The organism is Eubacterium sp. AF34-35BH (genome assembly GCF_003477765.1).
Classification (GTDB): Bacteria; Bacillota; Clostridia; order Lachnospirales; family Lachnospiraceae; genus Eubacterium_G.
Genome location: NZ_QUDZ01000002.1, coordinates 21,403 through 44,279 on the forward strand (window position 1 = coordinate 21,403; position 22,877 = coordinate 44,279).

Genomic DNA, 22,877 nt, shown 5'->3' on the forward strand with positions numbered 1-22,877 from the left:
AATTATTTAGAATATTTGTGTCCAATTGACATCTCCTCAAAGCAGATGCACCCGCCAATACAACATTTGAGATATAGAGGTTTTAGGATTCTTCCTAACAAGAATGTATTTGTATATACAAATGCGTATCTTGCAATAGACCCGCCTCCATTTTCTTAATCTACTTTTGACAACCTGGATTTAATATTTTTCTTTTTTCAAACATACAAAAAGGGAACCATACTTTAAAAGTATGATTCCCTGATTATTTTTTATCAAACCGTAATCGTTACGTTGATGTCTTCCCATTTACCCGCTTTTTTCATGTTTTTATCGAACTTTTTGTACTCTTTCAAGTAGTCCTTAGAAATCGTGAAATTGCCGATGTTTAGGGGCTTTTGACACCATAAACGATTATTTCCCACTTTCTGCAATAGCTGCCTGAGCTGCTGCTAATCTTGCGATAGGTACACGGAATGGTGAACATGATACATAATCAAGACCAATCTTATGACAGAATTCTACTGAAGATGGATCTCCACCGTGTTCTCCACAGATACCTACGTGAAGGTTAGGGTTAACTGGCTTACCAAGCTTGATAGCTGTTTCCATTAACTTACCAACACCAACCTGATCTAACTTAGCAAATGGATCGTTTTCGAAGATCTTAGCATCATAGTAAGCATCTAAGAACTTACCAGCATCATCTCTTGAGAATCCGTATGTCATCTGTGTTAAATCGTTTGTACCGAAGCAGAAGAAGTCTGCCTGCTTAGCGATTTCGTCAGCTGTTAATGCTGCTCTAGGGATTTCGATCATTGTACCAACCTGATATTCAAGTTCAGCACCTGCTGCTGCGATTTCAGCATCAGCTGTTGCTACTACGATATCCTTAACATATTTTAATTCCTTAGCATCACATGATAATGGAATCATGATTTCAGGCTTAACTGTCCAATCAGAATGTTTCTTCTGAACATTGATAGCTGCACGGATAACTGCCTTAGTCTGCATCTTAGCAATTTCAGGATATGTAACTGCAAGACGAAGTCCTCTGTGTCCCATCATAGGGTTGAATTCGTGAAGTGAATCAATGATAGCCTTGATTTCTTCTACTGATTTGCCCTGAGCGTCTGCTAACTTCTTAATGTCAGCTTCTTCTGTAGGTACGAATTCATGAAGAGGTGGATCTAAGAATCTGATTGTTACTGGACATCCTTCAAGAGCTTCATATAAAGCTTCGAAGTCTCCCTGCTGATATGGAAGAATCTTTTCAAGAGCTGCTTCTCTTTCTTCTACTGTATCAGAACAAATCATTTCTCTAAATGCAGCAATTCTGTCTTCTTCGAAGAACATATGCTCTGTACGGCAAAGACCGATACCTTCTGCACCAAGTTCTCTAGCTTTCTTAGCATCTGCTGGTGTATCAGCATTTGTTCTAACCTTAAGAGTTCTGTACTTGTCAGCCCATCCCATAATACGTCCAAATGTTCCAGCGATTGTAGCATCAACTGTTTCAATGATACCATCATAAATATTACCTGTTGAACCATCGATTGAGATGTAATCTCCTTCATGGTATTCTTTTCCAGCTAATGTGAATTTCTTGTTTTCTTCATCCATTGTGATATCTCCACAACCAGATACACAGCAAGTACCCATACCACGAGCAACTACGGCTGCGTGAGATGTCATACCACCACGAACTGTTAAGATTCCCTGTGAAGCCTTCATACCTGTAATGTCTTCTGGAGATGTTTCAAGACGAACTAAAACAACCTTTTCTCCTCTTGCATTCCAAGCTTCAGCATCATCTGCTGTAAATACAACTTTACCACAAGCAGCACCAGGTGAAGCACCAAGTCCCTTACCAGCTGGTGTAGCAGCCTTAAGAGCAGCAGCATCAAACTGTGGATGAAGTAATGTATCTAAGTTTCTAGGATCGATCATAGCTACAGCTTCTTCTTCAGTTCTCATACCTTCATCAACAAGGTCACAAGCGATCTGTAAAGCAGCCTGAGCTGTTCTCTTACCATTTCTTGTCTGTAACATATATAATTTTCTATTTTCAACTGTGAATTCCATATCCTGCATATCTCTGTAATGGTTTTCAAGTGTTTCACAAACCTTTACAAATTCTTCGAATGCTTCTGGGAATTCCTGTTCCATCTGAGCGATTGGCATTGGTGTTCTAACACCGGCAACAACGTCTTCACCCTGAGCATTCTTTAAGAATTCACCCATAAGCTTCTTTTCACCAGTTGCTGGATCTCTTGTAAATGCAACACCTGTACCACAGTCATCACCCATGTTACCAAATGCCATTGACTGTACATTAACAGCTGTTCCCCATGAATAAGGGATATCGTTGTCACGACGGTAAACGTTAGCACGTGGGTTATCCCATGAACGGAATACGGCTTTAACAGCACCCATTAACTGTTCCTTAGGATCATCTGGGAAGTCTTCGCCAATTTTTTCTTTATATTCTGCCTTGAACTGTCCAGCTAATTCCTGTAAATCTTCTGCTGTAAGTTCAACGTCCTGCTTAACACCTCTGTCAGCTTTCATTTTGTCGATAAGTTCTTCAAAGTATTTCTTACCAACTTCCATAACTACGTCTGAATACATCTGAATGAATCTTCTGTAGCAGTCCCAAGCCCAACGAGCATTTCCTGATTTTTCAGCAATAGCTTCTACTACTGTCTCGTTAAGACCAAGGTTAAGGATTGTATCCATCATACCTGGCATTGAAGCTCTAGCTCCTGAACGAACAGAAACAAGTAAAGGATTTTCCTTATCACCGAATTTCTTTCCTGTGATTTCTTCCATCTTAACGATGTATTCGTTAATCTGTCCCTGAATTTCTTCATTGATTTCTCTGCCGTCCTCATAATACTGAGTACAAGCTTCTGTTGTGATTGTGAATCCCTGAGGTACTGGAAGTCCTAAGCTTGTCATTTCTGCAAGGTTAGCACCCTTACCACCAAGAAGTTCACGCATGTTAGCATTACCTTCGCTAAAAAGGTATACCCATTTGTTTGCCATGTTTCTTTCCTCCTAATTAATTAGTATTTTATGTCATGAGTCCTATGGAATATGGCCATCATAAGTAACTCATACACTCTATTTTTGATGCCGCCCAGTCTTTTTAATAATATTCCTGTGTAAATTTACAGGCTGAAAAAGGGCGCATTTGCACCTAAAGTTAATTATAACATACGCACTTTTATAGTCAATAAAAAATTCCACTTTTTTCCTTTGTTATAAGGGGTTTTTGCGTATTATTTGTCGACTATAAATGTTGTAATTGAATGTGCAGGTACTTCAGTATTAATACCCTTACCATCCACTGCCACTGCAAGTCTGTGACGTTTGCTTAGTTCATTTTGAACTACAACAATAATCTGTCCGTTGGGATTCTTATACGCAACAGAATAAATTCCCTTGTCTGAATCATTTAAACAAAGTATTCTTTTTGCTCCCGGCTTAATATATTTTGAAAAATGTCCAATATAATAATATGAAATATTGTAAATAACTTCATTTGTTTCTGTATTTAACATAATTGGTGCTTCACAATAATTTCCTACATAGTTAGGACCACCCTTTTCGTCTAATACAAGATTCCAGTCAATCCAACCTTCTGTATAGTTATTGAAATCATTTATCATGTTGTGACCATAAATCTCACCATGTTTCCAAGCACCTATCCCTGCCTTAGAGCTTGTGTTTCCTGAATTGTTTACTAATTCAACACAACCTTCTGTAAAAATAAGATGCTGCTTAGGATATATTTCGTGTGCCATTGTAAGAATTTCAGATTTATCCGAGCCATACCAATGGTAAGCAATTCCCCAAATAATATCTTTTGCGTTCTTATATGCCAATGTTTCACGAACACGTCTAAACATTATGTCTCTGTTATGATCTAAAATTACAATCTTAACTTTTTCTTCAAGACCTTCTTTTTTCAACTCTTCATACATATAGTCAACAGCAAGCATTGCTTCCTCTGTTGGATCATATTTACATGAAGCCCATGTCTGTTTAGCCTCTGGTTCATTTTGAACACTGATTGTTAAAATATTAATTCCTCTGTCAAGCATTCCCTTAACATACTTAACCATATACTTAGCCCATGTTCCATAATACTTTCTTAAAAGTCTACCACCATGGTTCATGTCCTTATTGTTTTTCATAAATGCTGGTGGACTCCAAGGAGCACAGAGAATTCCAATGTCTTCTCCTGCCTCTTCGCTTGCCTGTTTTATGAAAGGAACTACATATTTGTCTTCTCTTTCCATATGGAAAGTTTTAAGTTCAACATCTTCATCCTCTACGTATGTATATGGTTCTAATGAAAAGTCACATCCATTAATAGATGTTCTTCCTAAATTGTAAGCTAAACCTGTTTCCTTATTAAAATATGCTTTTAAAATTTCTTTTCGTGCTTCTTCACTTGCGTTTTCCATAACGTACGCTGCCGCTTCTGTAAACGCTCCTCCAAATCCTAAATGTGTCTGAAACTCCTGGCTACTGTCTACAACAACTGTATCCATTCTGAAACTAAAATAATCTCTTAATTCCTGTTCACCTAAGTTTCTCCATTTTACGTCATCACCTTGGACTGTCTGAATCATTTTGATTGTTGGTTCCATTAAACTACCTCATTTCGTAATAAAATGCATAACTTTCGGCATGTTATGCATTAGCATATTTTCATGTATAGTAGGTAACTCCAAAGTATTCTTTCAATTTCCCTGTATTGATTAGATTGAGTAATTCTTCTAATCCTAATCGTGCGAATCGTTACAGTTTTGCACTATCACAATCCTGTAAAAATTATAACATTTTACCCCTAAATGTATATTGTAATATTTATACAAATAATTTTTATTATTTTTATGAAAGTTGTATAAAATCGTTTCAATATGCTATTTTATGGGATTTTTGATTTTTCTCTTTATGTTGCTTCACACCTGTGTGATTAGCTTTTTGATATAACGCAAAATAAAAAAAAGATTTCTTCGCTACACAAAAACAGACAGCCATATCTTTACTGTTGATTTCAAAAAATCTTAAACAGTTTCGATATTAGCTGTCTGCTTCTGCTAGTGTTATCTTTAATATTAATATCTTAAATATTTTTATCTTTAATATTAAACATCATCTAGTATTCTCTATCGTTTAATATTATTTAAGCTATTTATTTTTCAATATTTAAGATATTTATCATTTACTTTCTTTATGACTTATTATTTAAAATGCCATCTTTTCTTCAAAGTATGCTTTTAAATCTTCAATCTTAATTCTTTCCTGTTCCATTGTGTCACGGTCACGAACTGTAACCGCTCCATCTTCTTCTGAATCAAAGTCGTATGTTACGCAGAAAGGTGTACCGATTTCATCCTGACGACGATATCTCTTACCGATAGCTCCTCTATCATCGTATTCACAGTTGTAATATTTGCTAAGTTCAACAAATACTTTTTCTGCACCTTCATTTAATTTCTTTGATAATGGAAGAACTCCAATCTTAACAGGTGCAATTGCAGGATGAAAATGAAGAACTGTACGTGTGTCAGGCTTTTCAGGTGTTCCAATTTCTTCTTCATCGTATGCTGCACAAAGGAATGCTAATGTTACTCTGTCTGCACCAAGTGATGGTTCAATAACGTATGGCACATATCTTTCATGCTTTTCATCATCAAAGTATGTTAAATCTTCTTTTGAAGTTTCCATGTGTCTTGATAAATCATAATCAGTTCTATCAGCAATACCCCAAAGTTCGCCCCAACCAAATGGGAATAAGAATTCAATATCAGTTGTTGCCTTTGAGTAGAATGATAATTCTTCTTTTTCATGGTCTCTTAATCTCATTTCGTCTTCCTTAATTCCAAGATTAAGTAACCAGTCACGACAGAAACCTCTCCAGTATTCAAACCATTCTAAATCTGTATCAGGTTCACAGAAGAATTCAAGTTCCATCTGTTCGAATTCTCTTGTTCTAAATGTAAAGTTACCCGGTGTGATTTCGTTTCTAAATGACTTACCAATCTGACCAATACCAAATGGAATTTTCTTTCTTGATGTTCTCTGTACATTCTTGAAGTTTACAAATATACCCTGAGCTGTTTCAGGTCTTAAATATACTGTATTCTTAGCATCTTCTGTAACACCCTGGAATGTTTTAAACATAAGGTTAAATTCTCTAATGTCTGTAAAATTATGTTTTCCACATGATGGACAACAAATATTATTTTCATCAATGTATGAAGCCATCTGCTCATGTGACCATGCATCAACTGATTCTTCAATTTCAATTCCGTTGTCTGCCATGTAATCTTCAATTAACTTGTCTGCTCTAAAACGTTCGTGACATTCCTTACAATCCATTAATGGATCAGAGAAACTTCCTAAATGTCCTGATGCTACCCATGTCTGTGAGTTCATAAGAATAGCACAATCAACACCAACGTTGTATGGATTTTCCTGTACGAATTTTTTCCACCAGGCTCTCTTTACGTTGTTTTTTAATTCAACACCAAGATTTCCATAATCCCAAGTATTAGCTAAACCTCCATAAATTTCTGAACCCGGATAAACAAATCCTCTACTCTTTGCCAATGCTACAATCTTATCCATTGTCTTTTCCATTATAAAATCCTCCATTTTTATGTATTGTTTATAAGCCATTTAGCTTTACATTAACATTTAATATACAATGTAACTCTTTTCCTTGTCAGAAGTTGTTACAATTCCATCTTCATCTACTTTGCAATTTGAGCTAATGTATTTTACATCACTGCCAATTTCCACTTTGTATTTTGAATCTACTATTAGAATGTTGGCATTGCTCATTTTCTTGATTTCTTTTGCCTTTAATGTTTCCTTTTTGTCAGGAGAAGTAAATTCACCTTTTATTTTGCAGTCACCTCGCTCTTCAATTGTTCCTGCATAAAAAGTACCCTCTTCTGCTTTGTTGTAATTCTGTATATATGAATTAAAATCATACACCGTAGCTAATTTTAAAATCAAATAAGCTTCTTTATCTTCAACTTCAAACTTATCCACTGAAATAGCATCATCAACTGATGCTGTACTACTACTGTTGTATTTTTTCACTTCATCATTAATGTATTTTTCAAGCGCATCTTTGTCATAGTCTTTGTCAGCGAACTTCTCTGTTACGCCGTAACTGACTGCGCCATCCTCATCAATGTAAATTGCATTAACGCCACTGTCTAACTTAATGTCCCCAACCTTTTTTCCACAGGCTGTAAAACTTAAAGCCATGGCAAGCACTAATGACAACGCACAAACCCTCTTTAAAATATATCTCATAATGTCCCTCCTGTATTTTTGCATACCTAAATAGTAATTTTAAACTTTATGAGAACTAATTTCAATATAAATTTTCCAGAAATTCTAAAGAATTAAATTTTTTATGAATTATCTTATTTATGTAGCTCTCAATTACCTGTTTTAGTTGCGCTAATACTTCTTCTTTTACATTAAATGAGAAAAGCTTATTTATTTTTGCTGTTACAATATACTGTAATGCATATACAGTTGACGGATTAAGAATCTTGTTTTTGCGTATTTTGCCATGGCAATTACTGCAAATTACCGAATTGTGTTCCAAATCAAAGTAATCAAGATTTTCTGTGTTACCGCATTTTCCACAATTAAAAACATTTGGATACTCACCGTTAATAACCAACGTACGCAATTCATATATACATCGAATCAGGTCAATGGGAATGGCTTTTTTGCCTAGCTGTTTCATTGCAATATACAAAAGCTCTAATGTATCTTTCGCCTCTATGCCTTCTCTTCCATAATAGTCGGCAAGTTCTAAAAAATACATTCCCATATACATACTGTCAATATCATTCATGGAGTTGCTGAAATACTCATTAATTTTCATTGCCGTAACTGTATATGCATTTCTCCCTCTATACAATGTAAACTCTCCAAAAGCCATTGGCTGACTGCCACCAAGAAATGGGCTTGTAGGCTTTCTTGCACCTCTTGCAAAAGCTGTTATTTTACCAAACTCTTTTGTGAGTATTACAAGTCTTTTATCGTATTCACTTATAGGTGTCGCTGAAATCACCATACCTACCGCTGTTATTGTCTCTACCATTTCTTTCGCCTTCTATTTTTGAAATAAAATTTTCTCTTGCTTTATTAATTTTTTTCTCTTTAGCATACTGTAAATAATCATCTATTTTTCCTGTGGATTCAAACATTCTCCAACTCTCTAAATTATCCATCTTATCCTCCCTGTAAATAGTTGTATGATTATAGTGTCAAAAGATAGGATTATGAGAGTGCTTTGCACATAACAATCCGTTTAATTATAATCACAGTGTTTTGACACCCGCATCTATATAGTTAGGATTTACAATAGAAGATTTTGTATGCATTATTTAATTATCTTTCTTCCTTGTAGCCATAATTTTTCATTAGCAATTCACTGTCACGCCAGTCTTTACGGACTTTTACCCAAAGTTGTAAATTTACTTTCATGTCAAGCTGCTGTTCAATTTCGTATCTGGCATTTGTGCCGATTTTCTTTAGCATGCTGCCTTTTTTACCAATAATAACTCCCTTGTGAGAATCTCTTTCGCAAACGATAGTTGCCTCAATATCATAAATGTCCTTGTGACGTCTTTTCTTCATTCGCTCAATTGTTACAGCTATACCATGTGGAATTTCTTCATCTAATGCATGAAGGGCTTTTTCTCTTATAAGTTCGGCAACAATCTGTCTCATTGGTTGGTCTGTAACAGTATCTTCATCGTAATACATTGGTCCTTCAGGAAGATATTTAAAAATCTGCTCAATAACTGTATCCACATTATTTCCTTTAAGAGCTGATGCCGGAATAATTTCATCAAAATCCATTATCTTTCTGTAGGCATCAATAAACTTAAGAATTTCTTCCTGCTTTACTGTATCTGTTTTGTTGATTACTAAAATAACAGGAACGTCAATGTTCTTTAACTGTTCTGCAATGTGCTGTTCACCTGCTCCAATAAAAGTATCAGGTTCAACTAACCACATAATTAAATCAACTTCTTTTAATGTTTTTTCTGCCACATTAACCATGTATTCACCAAGTTTATTTTTTGCCTTATGAATTCCCGGTGTGTCCAAGAAAACAATTTGCCCTTTATCACATGTATAAACTGTTTGAATTTTGTTTCTTGTTGTCTGTGGTTTCTTTGATGTAATTGCTATTTTTTGTCCAATGATTTGATTCATTAAAGTTGACTTACCTACATTTGGTCTACCAATTAATGCAACAAATCCTGATTTAAAATTCTTATCCATTTGTACCTCTTATCCTAATTCCTTTACTTCTTTTAAAATTTCCTGGTCTCTTGTTATTGCAGTTTTTCCACCAACTACACAAATGTAATTTTTATCCAACGCCTTCTTAAATTTAGGTGCCAGACTTCTTATTTTTTCAACAGTTGTTGTAAGCACTGCTTTTCGTTCATTAACTAATGTTTCAAATTTAACCTGTGCCATGTAGCTTGCAAATTCTCTTCCACTTCTGTCAGCCGCACTCATTGGGGTGTCTATGCCACTTATTGTACCGATAATATATTTTCTCATTTCCCTTTCACTTGCCTGGAAATTCCCAATATAGTTGGGTGCATCTAAGTAAACATCACTTGTTCTCTTACAATTTGGATCTCTGTAAGATGTAAACATAATGTCGCCTCCTCTGCTTACAGAGCAGCCACAACCATAAGCACCACCTAATACTCTAATGTTATTCCACAGGTATTCGCTACTCATAATGCTTGATAAAACCTGCATACTACCGTCGAATTGTTCATCTGTGCTGTCCTTGTAATTACCACAACGTGCCACATACTGAACCTGACCTGAAGTAGTGAAGCCTTCATTCTTTTCGTTCTTTTCAAAAGTCCAGCCGTCAAATGATTCTTTAAAGTCTACAGGCTCATTCATTTTACGCTGAAGATTTGAAACTAAAGCTTTTACTTTTTCAAAGCTTTCCTTATTTCCTGCGTAGTTAATAGTTATGTTATCTTTTCTAAATACATATTTAACCGTATCAGAAATCTTCTTCGCTATTTCTTCCTTCTTATTATCAAAATCATCTAGCAGTTCTTCAACAAACTTGTAAAAAGCAATGCCTGATAATAATTCCCTAATATATGACTCGCTGCCATAGTAAGACATGGTTCTCATTCTACTTGCAACATTACCTGACTGAATAATTGACTTATTTAGTCTTGACTTTGTTTCTTCTAAAATTTCTTTTAGACGTTTGTAATCATCAAATTTTGTTTTTGTAAGAACTTCTTCAATTATGTTTACTGCTTTCTCAAGGTTGTCGTAAAGGGCTTTTGTATGAACTTCCATCTGGTATTTTGATGTATTGTTATAACTGTTTACATAAATTCCCGTTCCAAAACCTAAACCACCAAGATTCATATCAATGTCAGTATTTAAGTCTGTGTAAGTTCTTTCTGTATCCATGTAACTTAAAACATATTTAAACAAACCTACATATGGAACATAATCAATTGGCAATTTTTCGAAATTAAATGTCACATCCAAATATCCAATACCATTAGTAAATAATTCATTATATACTGCCGTAAACTCAGGCAACTTTTCTTCCTTGTAAATAAATGGTCTTGGACTTTCATTAATGTCTTCAATTTCCAGTAAAGGTATTGTCTCAAGTTCCTCCGGTGTTGAAGGTGTTTCCTGATAATTCTTTAATTCCTTTGTTTTAATAATTAACGCTTCAATCTCTTCATCTGTCATCGAGTCTTTTAAACTCTTAAGTTTTACTTCTAACTGCTTTTCTTTTTCCTCTGTTAAACCTTTTTTAGGTTCCATAATTACAGTTGAACGATGATTATTGTTAATCATGTATTTTTCTATAATTTTTTCAAAATAATCTGTGTCAATTTTTTCTCTTAATAAATCAAAAATCCTGTTTGTTTCCAAACTTGCAAATGGATTTTCTTCATTATAAATCCAGGCACCCATTAGATTAAGTCCCCAAATTAAGCCTTTTGGAAAACCTCCAAAATCTGCTTCTTTTTCTTTAAATTCCAAACTGTTAAGACCTGCACGTAAAGCATTTTTGCCAATACCGTTCTTAACAATTTCTTTTAATGAATTATTGATTATTTCATTAAATCTGTCACTGTCCTTTTGATTAGCATATTTAGCTGTAATTGTATAAATTGGCTGTAAAACATCATCCTCGTATGAGCCTGAAATATCTTTTCCAATTTTTGCATCAATTAAAGCCTGCTTAAGTGGGGCTCCTGGCATTTCCATTATTGCATATTCTAAAATCTGAAAAGCGATACTTAACTCTGTATCTAAGTTGTCGCCAATTACAAAGTTGGAAATTAAGACTGCACTTTCATCTTCGTTCTCACTATCTGAAATTGCATATTCCTTTGTAACTGTTACCGGCTTATCAAAAGGCTTTTGATATTTTATTTCTGAATCAACTTCTAAATAATCGTATTTTGATAAATAATTTTCATCTATCCACTGTAATCTTTCAACTACATCCATATCTCCATACAAATAAATATAGCTGTTTGATGGATGATAATATTTTCTATGGAAATCTAAATACTGTTCATATGTTAATTCAGGTATAAAATCAGGATCTCCACCTGACTCATTACTGTAGCCGTTGTCCGGGAATAATGATTGAAGTGAAACTCTTGCACCTAAACCGTCAACTGATGAGAATACTCCCTTCATTTCATTATATACAACACCGTTTATTGTAATGTTATCATCTTTATTTTCTAATTCGTAATGCCAGCCTTCCTGCTTAAAGATGTTTTCTTCCTTATAGATATTCGGATGAAAAACAGCATCCATGTAAACATGCATAAGATTGTTAAAATCTTTGTTGTTGTAACTTGCCACAGGATAAACTGTTTTGTCAGGATATGTCATTGCATTAAGGAATGTGTTAAGTGAACCTTTAACTAATTCCATAAATGGTTCCTTTACCGGAAAATCGTCTGAACCACATAAAACAGTATGTTCTATAATATGTGGAACTCCTGTGTCATCTGTTACCGGTGTTCTAAAACCAATATTAAAAACTTTATTGTCATCATCGTTTGATAAGATAACAACTCTTGCACCTGTTTTTTTATGTTTTAGTAAGTATGCATTTGAATTAACTTCTTCAATATGCTTATTTATAATAATTTCGTATTGTTGTAAGTCTTTTACTTCCATTGTCTACCTCTCTTTGTCAAAAATCTCTAGTGTATATACTAACATATTTTTTATTTTCTATCCATTATATATAAAAAATCTCTCCATACAGATTGGTTGTCTTCTGTACAAAGAGATTTTCTTAATATTATTTATTTTTGTTGTAAGAATCACATATATCTGACCATCGACATACTCCGCAAACTGCCCGTAACTTATTAACATCAATAATGCACTTGTGAACCATCTCTGTTAATTGGTTCCATGTAAGGTCACCTTTTTGTTTTTTCAGTTCATCCTCTATTGCTTCGTATGTGCGTCTATCATTACCTGAAACTGATTTTTCCTGAGTACATATTCCATTTTCATTATTAGGACAGTTTTCGCATATATCATCTGCCCCTTCTGTTAGTTCAACATAAGGATTCTTACTTAACATTTCATTATGAATTTTTGTCATATTTTCCACAAATCCATTGCTATACCCTTTTCCTTCAAAAAACTGAAGGCATAATAAATGGTGTGGTCTAATTGAATATCTGCACATATTTCTTAACTCTGTTTGCAATAATTGTTGCTACAACTATTTTTGCAATATCTGGAATAATGTATGGAATAACACAGTATGTTAAAGCAACTGCTACTGTATTATTTGTTACAACCATAAACCAAACTGTTCCTATTGCAAAACATGCTACATCGCCTAATACCATTGCAACTACTGTAATAACAAGTTTAACAACTTCGCTTTTTCCATTTGCTAAATTCATTAATAAACCAATAATAATTGCTGTTAAAATAAAGCCTACGATGAAGCCGCCTGTTGGACCTGCGATTACTGATGGGCCGCCTGTTAGTCCTGCAAATACAGGTACACCAATTATTCCAAGTAAAATATAAACCACAACTGCTATTGTGCCTCTCTTAGTGCCAAGTAAAGCTGCTGTTACAAAAACTGCAAAAGTCTGTAAAGTAAATGGAACAGGACCTGCAGACACGCTAATCCATGAACAAATTGCCATTATTGCTGTAAATACAGCTATTAGTACCATATCCTGAACTGATAAAAATTTCTTCTGTGTGTTACTCATAATTTCCTCCTAAATACATAACATTTTTTTGCGACTAAGTCATTGTAAGTCAGTTTCTTTTGATTGTCAACCTATTTTGTTATTTGGGTGACGTTTCTTTTCTGTTATGTTGAAGCCCCAAAAAAATAATGTTATACTTGTTTCTAGTTCTTATTAATTTATGGAAGGAGCATGTGTGCCTATTAAACCGGCAATGAACTAAAGGATTAAACAGCAATGCAAATGGTTAAATAGCAACACACGAAAATATTATGAGTGTAAAAGATGAAGTTCTAAAAGAACTTGAAAATAACAAAGGTGACTATATTTCAGGTGGCCAACTTGCTGACAATCTGGGTGTCAGCCGTAATTCTGTCTGGAAGGCAATTAAAGCATTGGAAAAATCAGGTTACGAAATCAATGCCATACCAAACAAGGGTTATTGCCTTGCAGAAAAAAATGATATTTTATCTTCATACAGTATTAAACAACATTTAAAAAATCCCCATTTGGATATATCTGTTTTTTCTTCTGTTACATCCACTAATACCATTTTAAAGGAAATGGCTGAACAGGGTGCAAAAGAAGGTACTGTTATTATTGCTGAAGAACAAACTGCCGGTCGTGGAAGAACCGGAAAACAATTCTATTCTCCTAAGGGTACCGGAATTTATATAAGTATTCTTCTTCGACCTGATATACCCGCAGAGGAATCATTATTTTTAACTACATCTGCTGCCGTTGCCACAGCTAGAGCTATTGAAGATGTAAGTGACAAACGTGCCCTTATTAAATGGGTTAACGACATTTACCTTGAAGATAAAAAAACCTGTGGAATTCTTACTGAAGGTGCCTTTAACGTGGAGACCGGAAAACTTGATTATGCCATAGTTGGAATCGGTATAAACGTTTGCATTCCTGATGGTGGTTTTCCTGACAACATTAAGGATATTGCCACTGCAATTTTTGACAAACAAACAGATTCCATTAACAAACGTAGTATTTTGATTGCCAATCTCCTTGACTATTTTATGGAATATTACAAGGATTTCAAATCAAAATCCTATGTAAAAGAATATATTGAACGTTCAATGATTATCGGTAAAACTATTACCGTAATTGAAGGTTCTAAAACTTCCGTTGCCAAAGCAATTGATATTGACAAAAACTGCCGTCTTAAAGTTCAATTTGAAGACGGTACTACTAAATGGCTGTCATCCGGAGAAGTCAGCACAAAAATTCATAAATAAATATTTGTAGATGGTATTTTTGCATACCACAACTGCACATTATTTATTACGTTTTCTAAAAAGAACTATTTGATATTATTTTTGATATTATTTTTTATATAATATTGTTCATATTTTTATTCATAAATGGCGCATTTTCTTACGGAAACTGTGCCATTTTTTCCTGTTAAATATTCAAACTTTTCCAGAACATACACGTCTAACAAGCCTTCTTTGTAATCCACTCCCATAACCTTTACTGATATGTCGCCTTTTGCCTTTAATGATATGCAAACATTTTGAACAAAATTTGCAATCATGTCTTTATCTGATTTTATTATTTTCTGTTCCTTAATCTGGCTATCTTTTACAGTTTGTTTAACTGCTGCTGCAACAACTCTCTCCAACTCATCTTTTCTGTCCTGCTTACTTTCAACTGAAAGAATTGTAAGAGCCGTAATTAAAATAACCACTATAAATCCTGATACAATAACTGTCTGTTTCATAGTCCTAATTTTCCTTTTATTATACTTGTTAAATTCTCACTGTTTTTGTAATTGTTTTCCTTTACCTTGTCTCTAATATTGTTTCTTTTGCTATCAGAAATTTCTATATAATACTTTGCCTGACTGCTATTTGTTCTTTTTATAGAATCTTGCAACTTGCCACTTAAGCTTCTACTCCATTTGGAATTAGCATCTAAAGTTCCAATATATTTTTCAGATATAAAGCGTACTCTCTGCCCACTTAAATCTGTATTTAACACATAGACTTTCATTGTTCCATAGGCTGTCACTTTTTTATCTGCCGAATTAGTTACAATCTTAATTGTATATTCTTTTATTTCATTAGTATTCAGGTAATTTTCTGCCTGTATGTCATTGCCTGTAACCAAGGCTGTATCCATATTTCTTTCTTTAATACTTACTACTTTTAAAACATATTTATAACCTGTATGTAAGTCATCATCTACTTTTACTTTCTTTAAAATCTCGTCTTTATTTAAAACTATCTTTTGACCGACCACATAATAACGGTCTGTGGTAGTAATGTATATTTCCTTCACAGTTATTTTTTCCCATATTGCATGTAATGTTAAATCTGCATTTCCACTATAAATACTTCCCGGACTATACTTTATTCCGTTACCATTTTCACTTGTGTTCCAATGTTTTTGTGTATTTAATTCATAACCTGCTCTTTCAACATTTTTTGTACTAAGATTAATATTTTCATTCCAGTATTTGTGCTGACTATTAGGCATCCCCGTCACTATATCCTGACAGTTTTTTTCATACCTTATGGAATACTGCCGGCTTATAATAATCCAATTGTCCTCATAGCCACTTACTTCGTCTGTAGGACGTAATATTTTAGAACTACCATTACTTGTGCAGGTATATTTTTCTTCTCCATTTGCATAATATAATTCATCACTCCCCTTTTTATTTCCATAACCTACTTTTATGATTTTTGTACCGGGAGCTTCTTCTTCCGAATTAATTTTTGCAATAAAGCCACTTTTTCTACTTAAACTGCCCGTAATTTCCACATACTTATTTTTCTTTAAATATACATTGTTATTATCATTAAAATAAATACTTCCTTTGATTTTTAACAAACCATTTACATATATTCCCTGACCGTTATTGCCTGTTTTGTTTCCGTATATTTCACCGCTTTTAAAAGTCACATCACCATTATTTATATGAATTCCACCACCACTTTTTACCCCTTCATTATTAGACAACGTGTTTTTTGAGAAAATGACTTTGTTAGCAACTACAAGACCACCGCCTTTTCCTTGTGCGTAATTATTATCAATAACAGAATCTGTTATTTCTACATAGTCATTGTCGATACCTACTAACTTGCTTGGAAAATTAATGGCTCCGCCATCATTTACACTTTCATTTTGAGAAATATTTGTATTTTTAATTATTATTTTTGAAGAACCTGAGCTTCCACCATTTCCACAGGATATGCCGCCACCATTATCCTTAGTTAAGTTATTAGAAATTGTTCCACCATAGATTTTTGTTTCTCCGCCGGCATTCTTTCCACTACCACCGTTGCACCTGATTGCTCCGCCATTACCTTTGGCATTGTTTGAACTTATTAAAGGACCTTTTCCATTTTTTCCAATAGTTAAATTTGCCCCATATCCTGAAAATATGGCTCCACCTGATAAACCTGCACTATTCTGTTTTATTGTGCCGTTCTCAACTGTACAATTTGAACTACCACTTACAAATATTGCTCCGCCCTCTTCTTCTGCTACACAATTAGATATTGTTCCACCATTAATTTTGATGGTACAACCATCCATGCCAAAAATGCCACCGCCTTCTGTATATGATTTGCACTGATTAATTACAGCATTATTATTTATTGTTACACTTCCTTTCTTCACTCCAATGGCCCCGCCGTCAGAACCTTCACAGTTTTCAATAGTTCCATTTAAAATTAAAGTTCCAAAAGTGCAAATTGCAGAACCGCCGTCCTCTTCCTTATTATTCATTACATTTTTCACTACGCAATTACTGTTTATTGTTGCTTTAGTTCCGCTTTTTAAATAAAGCCAGCCTGAGCTTCTCTTTTTAGTAGAAAAATTACTTTTGTTTCCACCTAAAGTTAAAGTCTTACTTTTTATGGCCGTAACACCCATGTCTATCTCGGCAGTTCCACTTAAAGTCATACAATATTTAGGATACTCGCCTCCATTTATTGATTTTTCTCCATCTGATGTTCTTTTTAATGTTACATTGCTATCATAGGCATAAATTTTAAATTTCCCCTTACTAATTGCTATGTTCCTTGTTATTGTTATTGATTTTTTTACACCCACGTAAACCCATGACTTTGTAAATTTTGTAAGCAATACATCTCTTAGTTCATCCTCAATTGATACAATATACGGATCTTTTGCCGTACCTGAACCAGCTAAAGCATACACACTATTAAAGAAAAATGCTGTACTAAAGCCTAAAGCCAAAATAGTCACTATACTAATTTTGATACCAGTCATTTTCATACAGTTTATTATATATTTTTTTAAATTCGCCTTTTTGTTTTCTATTATTTCTAATAGATCCACCTTTATTCTTTTTAACAAATTCATTCCCCAATTTATATTTACATTTCGATTTTTTCTTTTATCTTTTCTTTTACTTTTTCTTTGTTTTTCAACTTTATCTGGCATACCCCTCAATCACCCCCTGCTTGCTTAAGCCATTACCAAACAGGCTAAACACCGGCATTGTAATGCTGTATTTTAATATTACAAGTCTGCTTGGCTGTTCATTGTAAATAGTCAAATCTTCTATCTCCAAAGTGTATCCTTTTTCGCCTGCCTCACTTTTACACTGGCTTATAACCTGGTCATTACAGTTACTATCCTCTATTCTATTTACAGCCACATTATAAAAATCTCTTGCATTAGATACCTGATTGTTGCTGCTAATAAAAGAAGCAAACAATATGCACCCTAAAGTTATTGCAATTACAATCGAAAACATTTCTATTGCTACTCTCATATTTCACTCCACTATTACGTTTATGTATTTTGTGCATGCAAGTCCATTGTCTGACTTAACAACACATTTCAGTTTATAAATTCCCTTTTTTTTAAAATCTATATTTCCGTATACTTTGATTTTGTTTGATATGTCTTTTCCTGTATAATCTTTTGCTTTAATATATTTCGAATAATCAAATTCCTTACTTAAATACTCAAGATATATAACCTCCTGGCCTTCAATAACAGGATATTTGTCTTTACTTTCTTTTAAAAATTTTTCATTGCTTTGACTTTTTTCATTTTTGTATTCAGGTGTTATTTGGTTCCATTTGTTTTTACATAACCCACAGGTTATTACAACAACCATAATTCCAATTAGACCATATAAAATTATTTCTCCATGCTCGCTTAAAAAATTCTCCATACCTAATCACCTTGCACCTTATACTTTTTAATAATCATCTTTTGTTTTTTCAAAAAACAACACTTTATATTTCTTCCTAACTACTAACATCTTCTATTTTCTCATCTTTTATTTCCTTATCTTCTATCTTCTTAAAATGCTAATATATTACTTTCCAATAACAGAATTTATCTCATATTCATCCATATTTCCTACTGCTGCCATGGCTGCCAAAATCAAAATAATAAGTAATACCGATATAATTCCGCTAATTAATGTTTGTCCATGTTCTGATAAAAATTCTTCCATATAACCTTTTCTCCCTTCTCCTATTTTTCAAATATCTTTAACAAAACTATCCTGTTACTTTTTCTAATATTTGGTAAAATCCTGTTATTATAATCACAAATAAAACTCCATATATTATGCATTGACCTGCCTCTGATAATAATATTTTCATTTGCTCACCACCTTCCTTAACACCTTAACCATTGATAACATTTGCCACTGACGAGGTAAACACAATAATCATTAAAATCATGTCAATCATAATTTTCACTACGCCAACTGTCATTGGAACTGCTGTAAACATTGCTGCCGCTCCTATTTTGTCATTATTCTTCATCTGTTCACCCTGTTGTGTAAGCTTATTGTTCCTGTCAATAATCGAATTAATCTGTTTATCCGACTGCTCTTTTCCTAACTGATTCATTGAATAAAACATTTTAAGAGATGATTTAATATCCTCCAATTCCAGTTCCCGTAAAAAGTTATCATAAGGCTCAATCCCTACCGGATATTGCTCAAAATCTATTAGTAGTTTTCTAACTGGTCTTTTTAAAACAAAAGGTAGATTTCCATAAGAATTTTCTATTGCCGACTGCACTGTCTCATTCTGTAAATTAATTGCCACTTCTCTTATCCAGTCCGGAAAAACCTTCTTGATTTCATTTTCCAAAGTTTTCTTTGCTTTTTTGTATGTAAGTCTTTCCATAATACTTAATTTTTCTTTGTCATAGTACGCCTTCTCAACTAAAATATAATATTTTACAACCATATTATCCTGCAGAGATTGTTTCTCCTTTATCCAGTCAAAATTTAATTTTTTCATAATAAGCAAATAAGAAAATAGCATCAATAAAATTACAACAGTTGAACAAATTTGATAAACAATATGATTAGTATATCTGTATTCTGCCGGAATTAAATATGCCATAAAACCACAGGTTATTAGCGTTGAAAAAATGGATATTATTACATTCCTTTTTACCCTGTTTACATTTTTTATAAATAGAGATGTTCTATCCCCCCACTCTTTTATATCTTCTAAAAGAATGTCTAAATAATTTTCATATTCACCGCCATGCTGTTCTATTTTAATCAGAAATTCATGTAGGGACCTTAATCGTTTACAATCATATTCCCGTCTTATAATCTCTAAGGATTCTTCATATATTTTGTCAGTCATTTTTGAATCTATGTTTACTATAACTTCCTCAATGATTTCTTTCATTCTGTTTGAACTTACCTTCTGCGCATCTGACAGGGCAAGTCGTATTTTCGGTTGTTTCTTAAAGGAATAAATCATCTGTTCCATGTAAAGAAGCACATCATGGAATTTTCTTAAATAACCTTCCCTTTTTCTTTCTTCTTTTTGAAAAAAGAAATTAAATGCTATGGCTGCCAACAGACAAACAGCTATACCCAAAGGATCTAGTTTATAGACTAAACACACAATAATTACTACTGCCAGAATCTTCGCCGAATCCTTTATTATCTGCAATATTTTTTCTTTCACTCATTTCCTCCCTTTTCTATCTTATAAATGGATTATCAATACCTTGTAATTTAAACTTTCGCAATATATCTTCCGGTATATCCTTAGTTAAAATTTTTCCATACTCATATATCATAACTTTTTCATTTTTTTCGTTATGTCTTGATAAGCACATAACCTGTGCTATGTGTCTTGTTATTTTTTCTCCCTGTTTAACATTTGAATGTAACACTACACCAATATCTATGAAAGAATACACATCATTCTCATTTATGTTTTCTCCCATATTTCTTAATCGGTCAGGAATTTTACCGGCATCATCAAGATGAATTGTTGTTAAACAGTGAACTCCTGCTGATATATTTTCTAAAAGATATTTAACTTCTTTTCCTCTTGCCTCAGCCAGTAAAACCCAAGTTGGCAACTGTCTCTTGCTTGCCTTCAATGCCTCTGCATAACCAAAGTTTTCACTTACTTTTATTTCAACACAATCTTTATCCGGATTTATTGCCGCATATCTAAGCTCCAAATTATCTTCTATCGTGTAAACTCTTTCATATGCCGGTATATAACCGGTTAAATATTTTATGTATTCTGTTTTTCCCACTCCCGGAAGCCCTCCTACAATCACTGTACAATGAGCTTTTATTGCATTCTCCATAAATGCGTCAATCTCCTCTGTGCAATATTCTTCCGAAATTAATCTGTCCTTATTAATTCTTCTTATTGCCGGAGTTTTTCTAATACTAATACTTATTCCTGTATTCGTCACAGAGTCGTGTAGTATGGATATTCTTAAATTCTCTGTTTCCGCTTCTAATAAAGGGTTATTTTGATTAAACTGAACATTCATTAGGTTGCTTATTCGTGTATAAAACTGTTTTATAAAAATATCATCTAATTTGAAATTGTTAACTTTATATCTTCCTTTTTCCAAATGATTAATCCATAATTCCCTACTCCAATTAATGTCCGTTATATTATCGTCTAATATATATTTTAATAAATCGCCAAAGGCTCTATCCGGTAATGACAGTTTTCTCATCTTTCTACTCCTGACCTCTTAATATTAATTGTTACACAAATGCTATTTCTTTAATTTCCCGAAGGAATCTTCCCGGCTACTGAACCAAATGTTACAGATGATGAGTAGCTCTCTACAACGTCCTTCACTGCATTACTGATAATCGGTCCTATTACATAGGCAACACCAACTAACAGTAGAATACAAACTGCGATAAAAATCGTTTTTCCGTGTTCTTGTAGGAATACATCCATATATATCTACCTCCTTTTTTATTCCAAATAAATTGCCCTTAGGGGATTGATTTTTATAATAGACTAACCAGCTATAAAAATCACATTTTCCTTGCTTTGTTTCATCATATACACTACGTTGCTATTTATTCGGTGTTTGTATATTATCACGTTTTATTTATATAGTCAACATATTTTTATGTTTCTTTTTTTCTAAACGCACTTAATTTAGAACAAAACCAATCACTGGCGTAATTCTTTGCCCCCGCTATGCCTCCGTTCACAACTATTTTCTTCTCGCACCAGGGTGCCTCCCTAGTGGACATTCATTTATGTAATAAGAATTTATGAAGGAATTTCTTATTACACAAAAAAACTGTGCATCAGCTAGTTACATAATTCTTTCACTAACTAATACACAGTTTTTATAATTTTATATTTTATTATTTTGTAATTTATTTTTCACCTGTAATAATCCATGGTGATGGTTGTGCCACAAATATGCTGTTCTTGTCTGTTTTTGATACTGTTATCTGCATTACCTCAGTTACATTAATTCCATGTTTTTCAAGGATGTATTTAATGTCTGATAAAATATCCAACTCCAATGTGTAGAACATTAATTTAATGTTAGGATTAATTGCAAGCAAACTTATAATATCATCCTCAATATGTTCTTTAGTTGCAACAATAAAAGCAATTCTTGGTGTTGGCAGATTCTTTAATGTTTCCTCTTTCAAATCAGAGATAATCTCAATGTTATGTACACCAAATTTGTCCACATTTTCTTCCATTGTTCTGTATGAACCTGCATCTCTTTCATCAGCAATAATAACGCCTTCATAAGCAACCATTGAGGATTCGATAGCTATACTTTCTGAATTTACCATTAACGCTACATCACTTACGTCTAATTCCAACTTATTCATAATTACTGAACGGATTTCGTGACCAACGTATTTTACAGTTCCCATTGAAAAATTATCATTCTTCATACCGAAAATCATTGATTCTCTTGTATTTTCATTAACTATAAAAATAACTGTTGGGCCTGAAATTCCATCATCCATTAAGTCGCTTACCTTACAGTGTTTCATTTCTGATGGTTCATAGCCTGTACCATAGTACATTTCATAATCACCATATCCTGCTTCCCAACATTTATATAACATATTGCTGTGTGTTTCATCTGCAAAAATTAAAATCATTTTGTGTGTAGCGATTGTTGCCAAAATGTTACGTCTTTTTCCACATGTGTTTAACATTTTAATTTTTTCAGGACTAACTTCCTTCAAATCAGCTACATACTCCATCCACTTCAACATTTGGGATGTTGTAAATTGTACTTTGTTATTTTCCATTATGTTCCTCTTTCTATTGCCTT

At 33.5% G+C, this 22,877-nt stretch carries 20 protein-coding genes; 1 reads left to right on the forward strand and 19 read right to left on the reverse strand.

Features of this window, described 5'->3' with window-relative positions:
- Positions 1–393: 393 nt before the first annotated feature.
- The 10 genes from ppdK to DWZ69_RS02185 all read right to left on the reverse strand — a co-directional run bounded on the left by ppdK (position 394) and on the right by DWZ69_RS02185 (position 13,328).
- Positions 394–3,027, reverse strand: a complete 2,634-nt coding sequence (gene ppdK, locus DWZ69_RS02140; protein ID WP_118435983.1) for a pyruvate, phosphate dikinase — start codon at positions 3,025–3,027, stop codon at positions 394–396.
- A 236-nt stretch (positions 3,028–3,263) separates the two neighbouring features.
- Positions 3,264–4,640: a glycoside hydrolase family 30 protein gene (locus DWZ69_RS02145; protein ID WP_118435985.1), complete on the reverse strand. Its 1,377-nt coding sequence runs from the start codon at positions 4,638–4,640 to the stop codon at positions 3,264–3,266.
- Positions 4,641–5,241: 601 nt separating this feature from the next.
- Positions 5,242–6,639 carry a glycine--tRNA ligase gene (locus DWZ69_RS02150; protein ID WP_118435987.1) on the reverse strand — a complete coding sequence of 466 codons (1,398 nt, stop codon included), beginning with the start codon at positions 6,637–6,639 and terminating at the stop codon, positions 5,242–5,244.
- 57 nt (positions 6,640–6,696) lie between these two features.
- Positions 6,697–7,326: a hypothetical protein gene (locus DWZ69_RS02155; protein WP_118435989.1), complete on the reverse strand. Its 630-nt coding sequence runs from the start codon at positions 7,324–7,326 to the stop codon at positions 6,697–6,699.
- Between the two features lie 61 nt (positions 7,327–7,387).
- Entirely contained in the window at positions 7,388–8,131 is a 744-nt protein-coding gene (gene recO / locus DWZ69_RS02160; protein ID WP_118435991.1) for a DNA repair protein RecO, read from the reverse strand.
- On the reverse strand, positions 8,076–8,261 hold the full coding sequence (locus DWZ69_RS02165; protein WP_022165701.1) for a hypothetical protein: 186 nt from the start codon (positions 8,259–8,261) through the stop codon (positions 8,076–8,078). The genes recO and DWZ69_RS02165 overlap by 56 nt, the downstream gene beginning before the upstream one ends.
- Positions 8,262–8,421: 160 nt before the next feature.
- On the reverse strand, positions 8,422–9,324 hold the full coding sequence (gene era, locus DWZ69_RS02170) for a GTPase Era (protein ID WP_118435993.1): 903 nt from the start codon (positions 9,322–9,324) through the stop codon (positions 8,422–8,424).
- A 9-nt stretch (positions 9,325–9,333) separates the two neighbouring features.
- Positions 9,334–12,258: an insulinase family protein gene (locus DWZ69_RS02175; RefSeq protein ID WP_118435995.1), complete on the reverse strand. Its 2,925-nt coding sequence runs from the start codon at positions 12,256–12,258 to the stop codon at positions 9,334–9,336.
- Positions 12,259–12,385: 127 nt separating this feature from the next.
- The gene (locus tag DWZ69_RS02180) at positions 12,386–12,784 is read right to left on the reverse strand and encodes a DUF1284 domain-containing protein (RefSeq protein WP_118000065.1); all 399 of its coding nucleotides are present in this window, start codon (positions 12,782–12,784) and stop codon (positions 12,386–12,388) included.
- A complete protein-coding gene (locus tag DWZ69_RS02185) occupies positions 12,765–13,328 on the reverse strand; it encodes a biotin transporter BioY (protein WP_118000067.1) in 564 nt (187 codons plus the stop codon). The genes DWZ69_RS02180 and DWZ69_RS02185 overlap by 20 nt, the downstream gene beginning before the upstream one ends.
- A gap of 251 nt (positions 13,329–13,579) precedes the next feature.
- On the opposite strand from DWZ69_RS02185, the gene DWZ69_RS02190 reads away from it, so the two are divergent.
- The gene (locus DWZ69_RS02190) at positions 13,580–14,557 is read left to right on the forward strand and encodes a biotin--[acetyl-CoA-carboxylase] ligase (protein WP_118000069.1); all 978 of its coding nucleotides are present in this window, start codon (positions 13,580–13,582) and stop codon (positions 14,555–14,557) included.
- A 116-nt stretch (positions 14,558–14,673) separates the two neighbouring features.
- Here the strand turns inward: DWZ69_RS02190 and DWZ69_RS02195 are convergent, their stop codons facing one another.
- The 9 genes from DWZ69_RS02195 to DWZ69_RS02230 all read right to left on the reverse strand — a co-directional run bounded on the left by DWZ69_RS02195 (position 14,674) and on the right by DWZ69_RS02230 (position 22,854).
- Positions 14,674–15,042, reverse strand: coding sequence for a hypothetical protein (locus DWZ69_RS02195; protein ID WP_022165594.1), 369 nt, complete (start codon positions 15,040–15,042; stop codon positions 14,674–14,676).
- Positions 15,039–17,738, reverse strand: coding sequence for a hypothetical protein (locus tag DWZ69_RS02200; RefSeq protein ID WP_118435997.1), 2,700 nt, complete (start codon positions 17,736–17,738; stop codon positions 15,039–15,041). The genes DWZ69_RS02195 and DWZ69_RS02200 overlap by 4 nt, the downstream gene beginning before the upstream one ends.
- A complete protein-coding gene (locus tag DWZ69_RS02205; RefSeq protein ID WP_022165592.1) occupies positions 17,728–18,072 on the reverse strand; it encodes a hypothetical protein in 345 nt (114 codons plus the stop codon). The genes DWZ69_RS02200 and DWZ69_RS02205 overlap by 11 nt, the downstream gene beginning before the upstream one ends.
- Positions 18,073–18,075: 3 nt before the next feature.
- Complete coding sequence (locus DWZ69_RS02210; protein WP_118000073.1) at positions 18,076–18,480, reverse strand: hypothetical protein; 405 nt, start codon at positions 18,478–18,480, stop codon at positions 18,076–18,078.
- A gap of 147 nt (positions 18,481–18,627) precedes the next feature.
- Positions 18,628–18,768, reverse strand: coding sequence for a hypothetical protein (locus DWZ69_RS12015; RefSeq protein WP_022165590.1), 141 nt, complete (start codon positions 18,766–18,768; stop codon positions 18,628–18,630).
- 175 nt (positions 18,769–18,943) lie between these two features.
- Positions 18,944–20,257 carry a hypothetical protein gene (locus DWZ69_RS02215; RefSeq protein WP_118435999.1) on the reverse strand — a complete coding sequence of 438 codons (1,314 nt, stop codon included), beginning with the start codon at positions 20,255–20,257 and terminating at the stop codon, positions 18,944–18,946.
- A 16-nt stretch (positions 20,258–20,273) separates the two neighbouring features.
- Complete coding sequence (locus DWZ69_RS02220) at positions 20,274–21,281, reverse strand: ATPase, T2SS/T4P/T4SS family (protein ID WP_118436001.1); 1,008 nt, start codon at positions 21,279–21,281, stop codon at positions 20,274–20,276.
- Positions 21,282–21,331: 50 nt separating this feature from the next.
- Positions 21,332–21,514 (reverse strand): hypothetical protein, encoded by a 183-nt coding sequence (locus tag DWZ69_RS02225; protein ID WP_118000080.1) that lies wholly within the window; start codon positions 21,512–21,514, stop codon positions 21,332–21,334.
- A 434-nt stretch (positions 21,515–21,948) separates the two neighbouring features.
- The gene (locus DWZ69_RS02230) at positions 21,949–22,854 is read right to left on the reverse strand and encodes a Precorrin-6B methylase 2 (RefSeq protein ID WP_118000082.1); all 906 of its coding nucleotides are present in this window, start codon (positions 22,852–22,854) and stop codon (positions 21,949–21,951) included.
- Between the last annotated feature and the right edge of the window lie 23 nt (positions 22,855–22,877).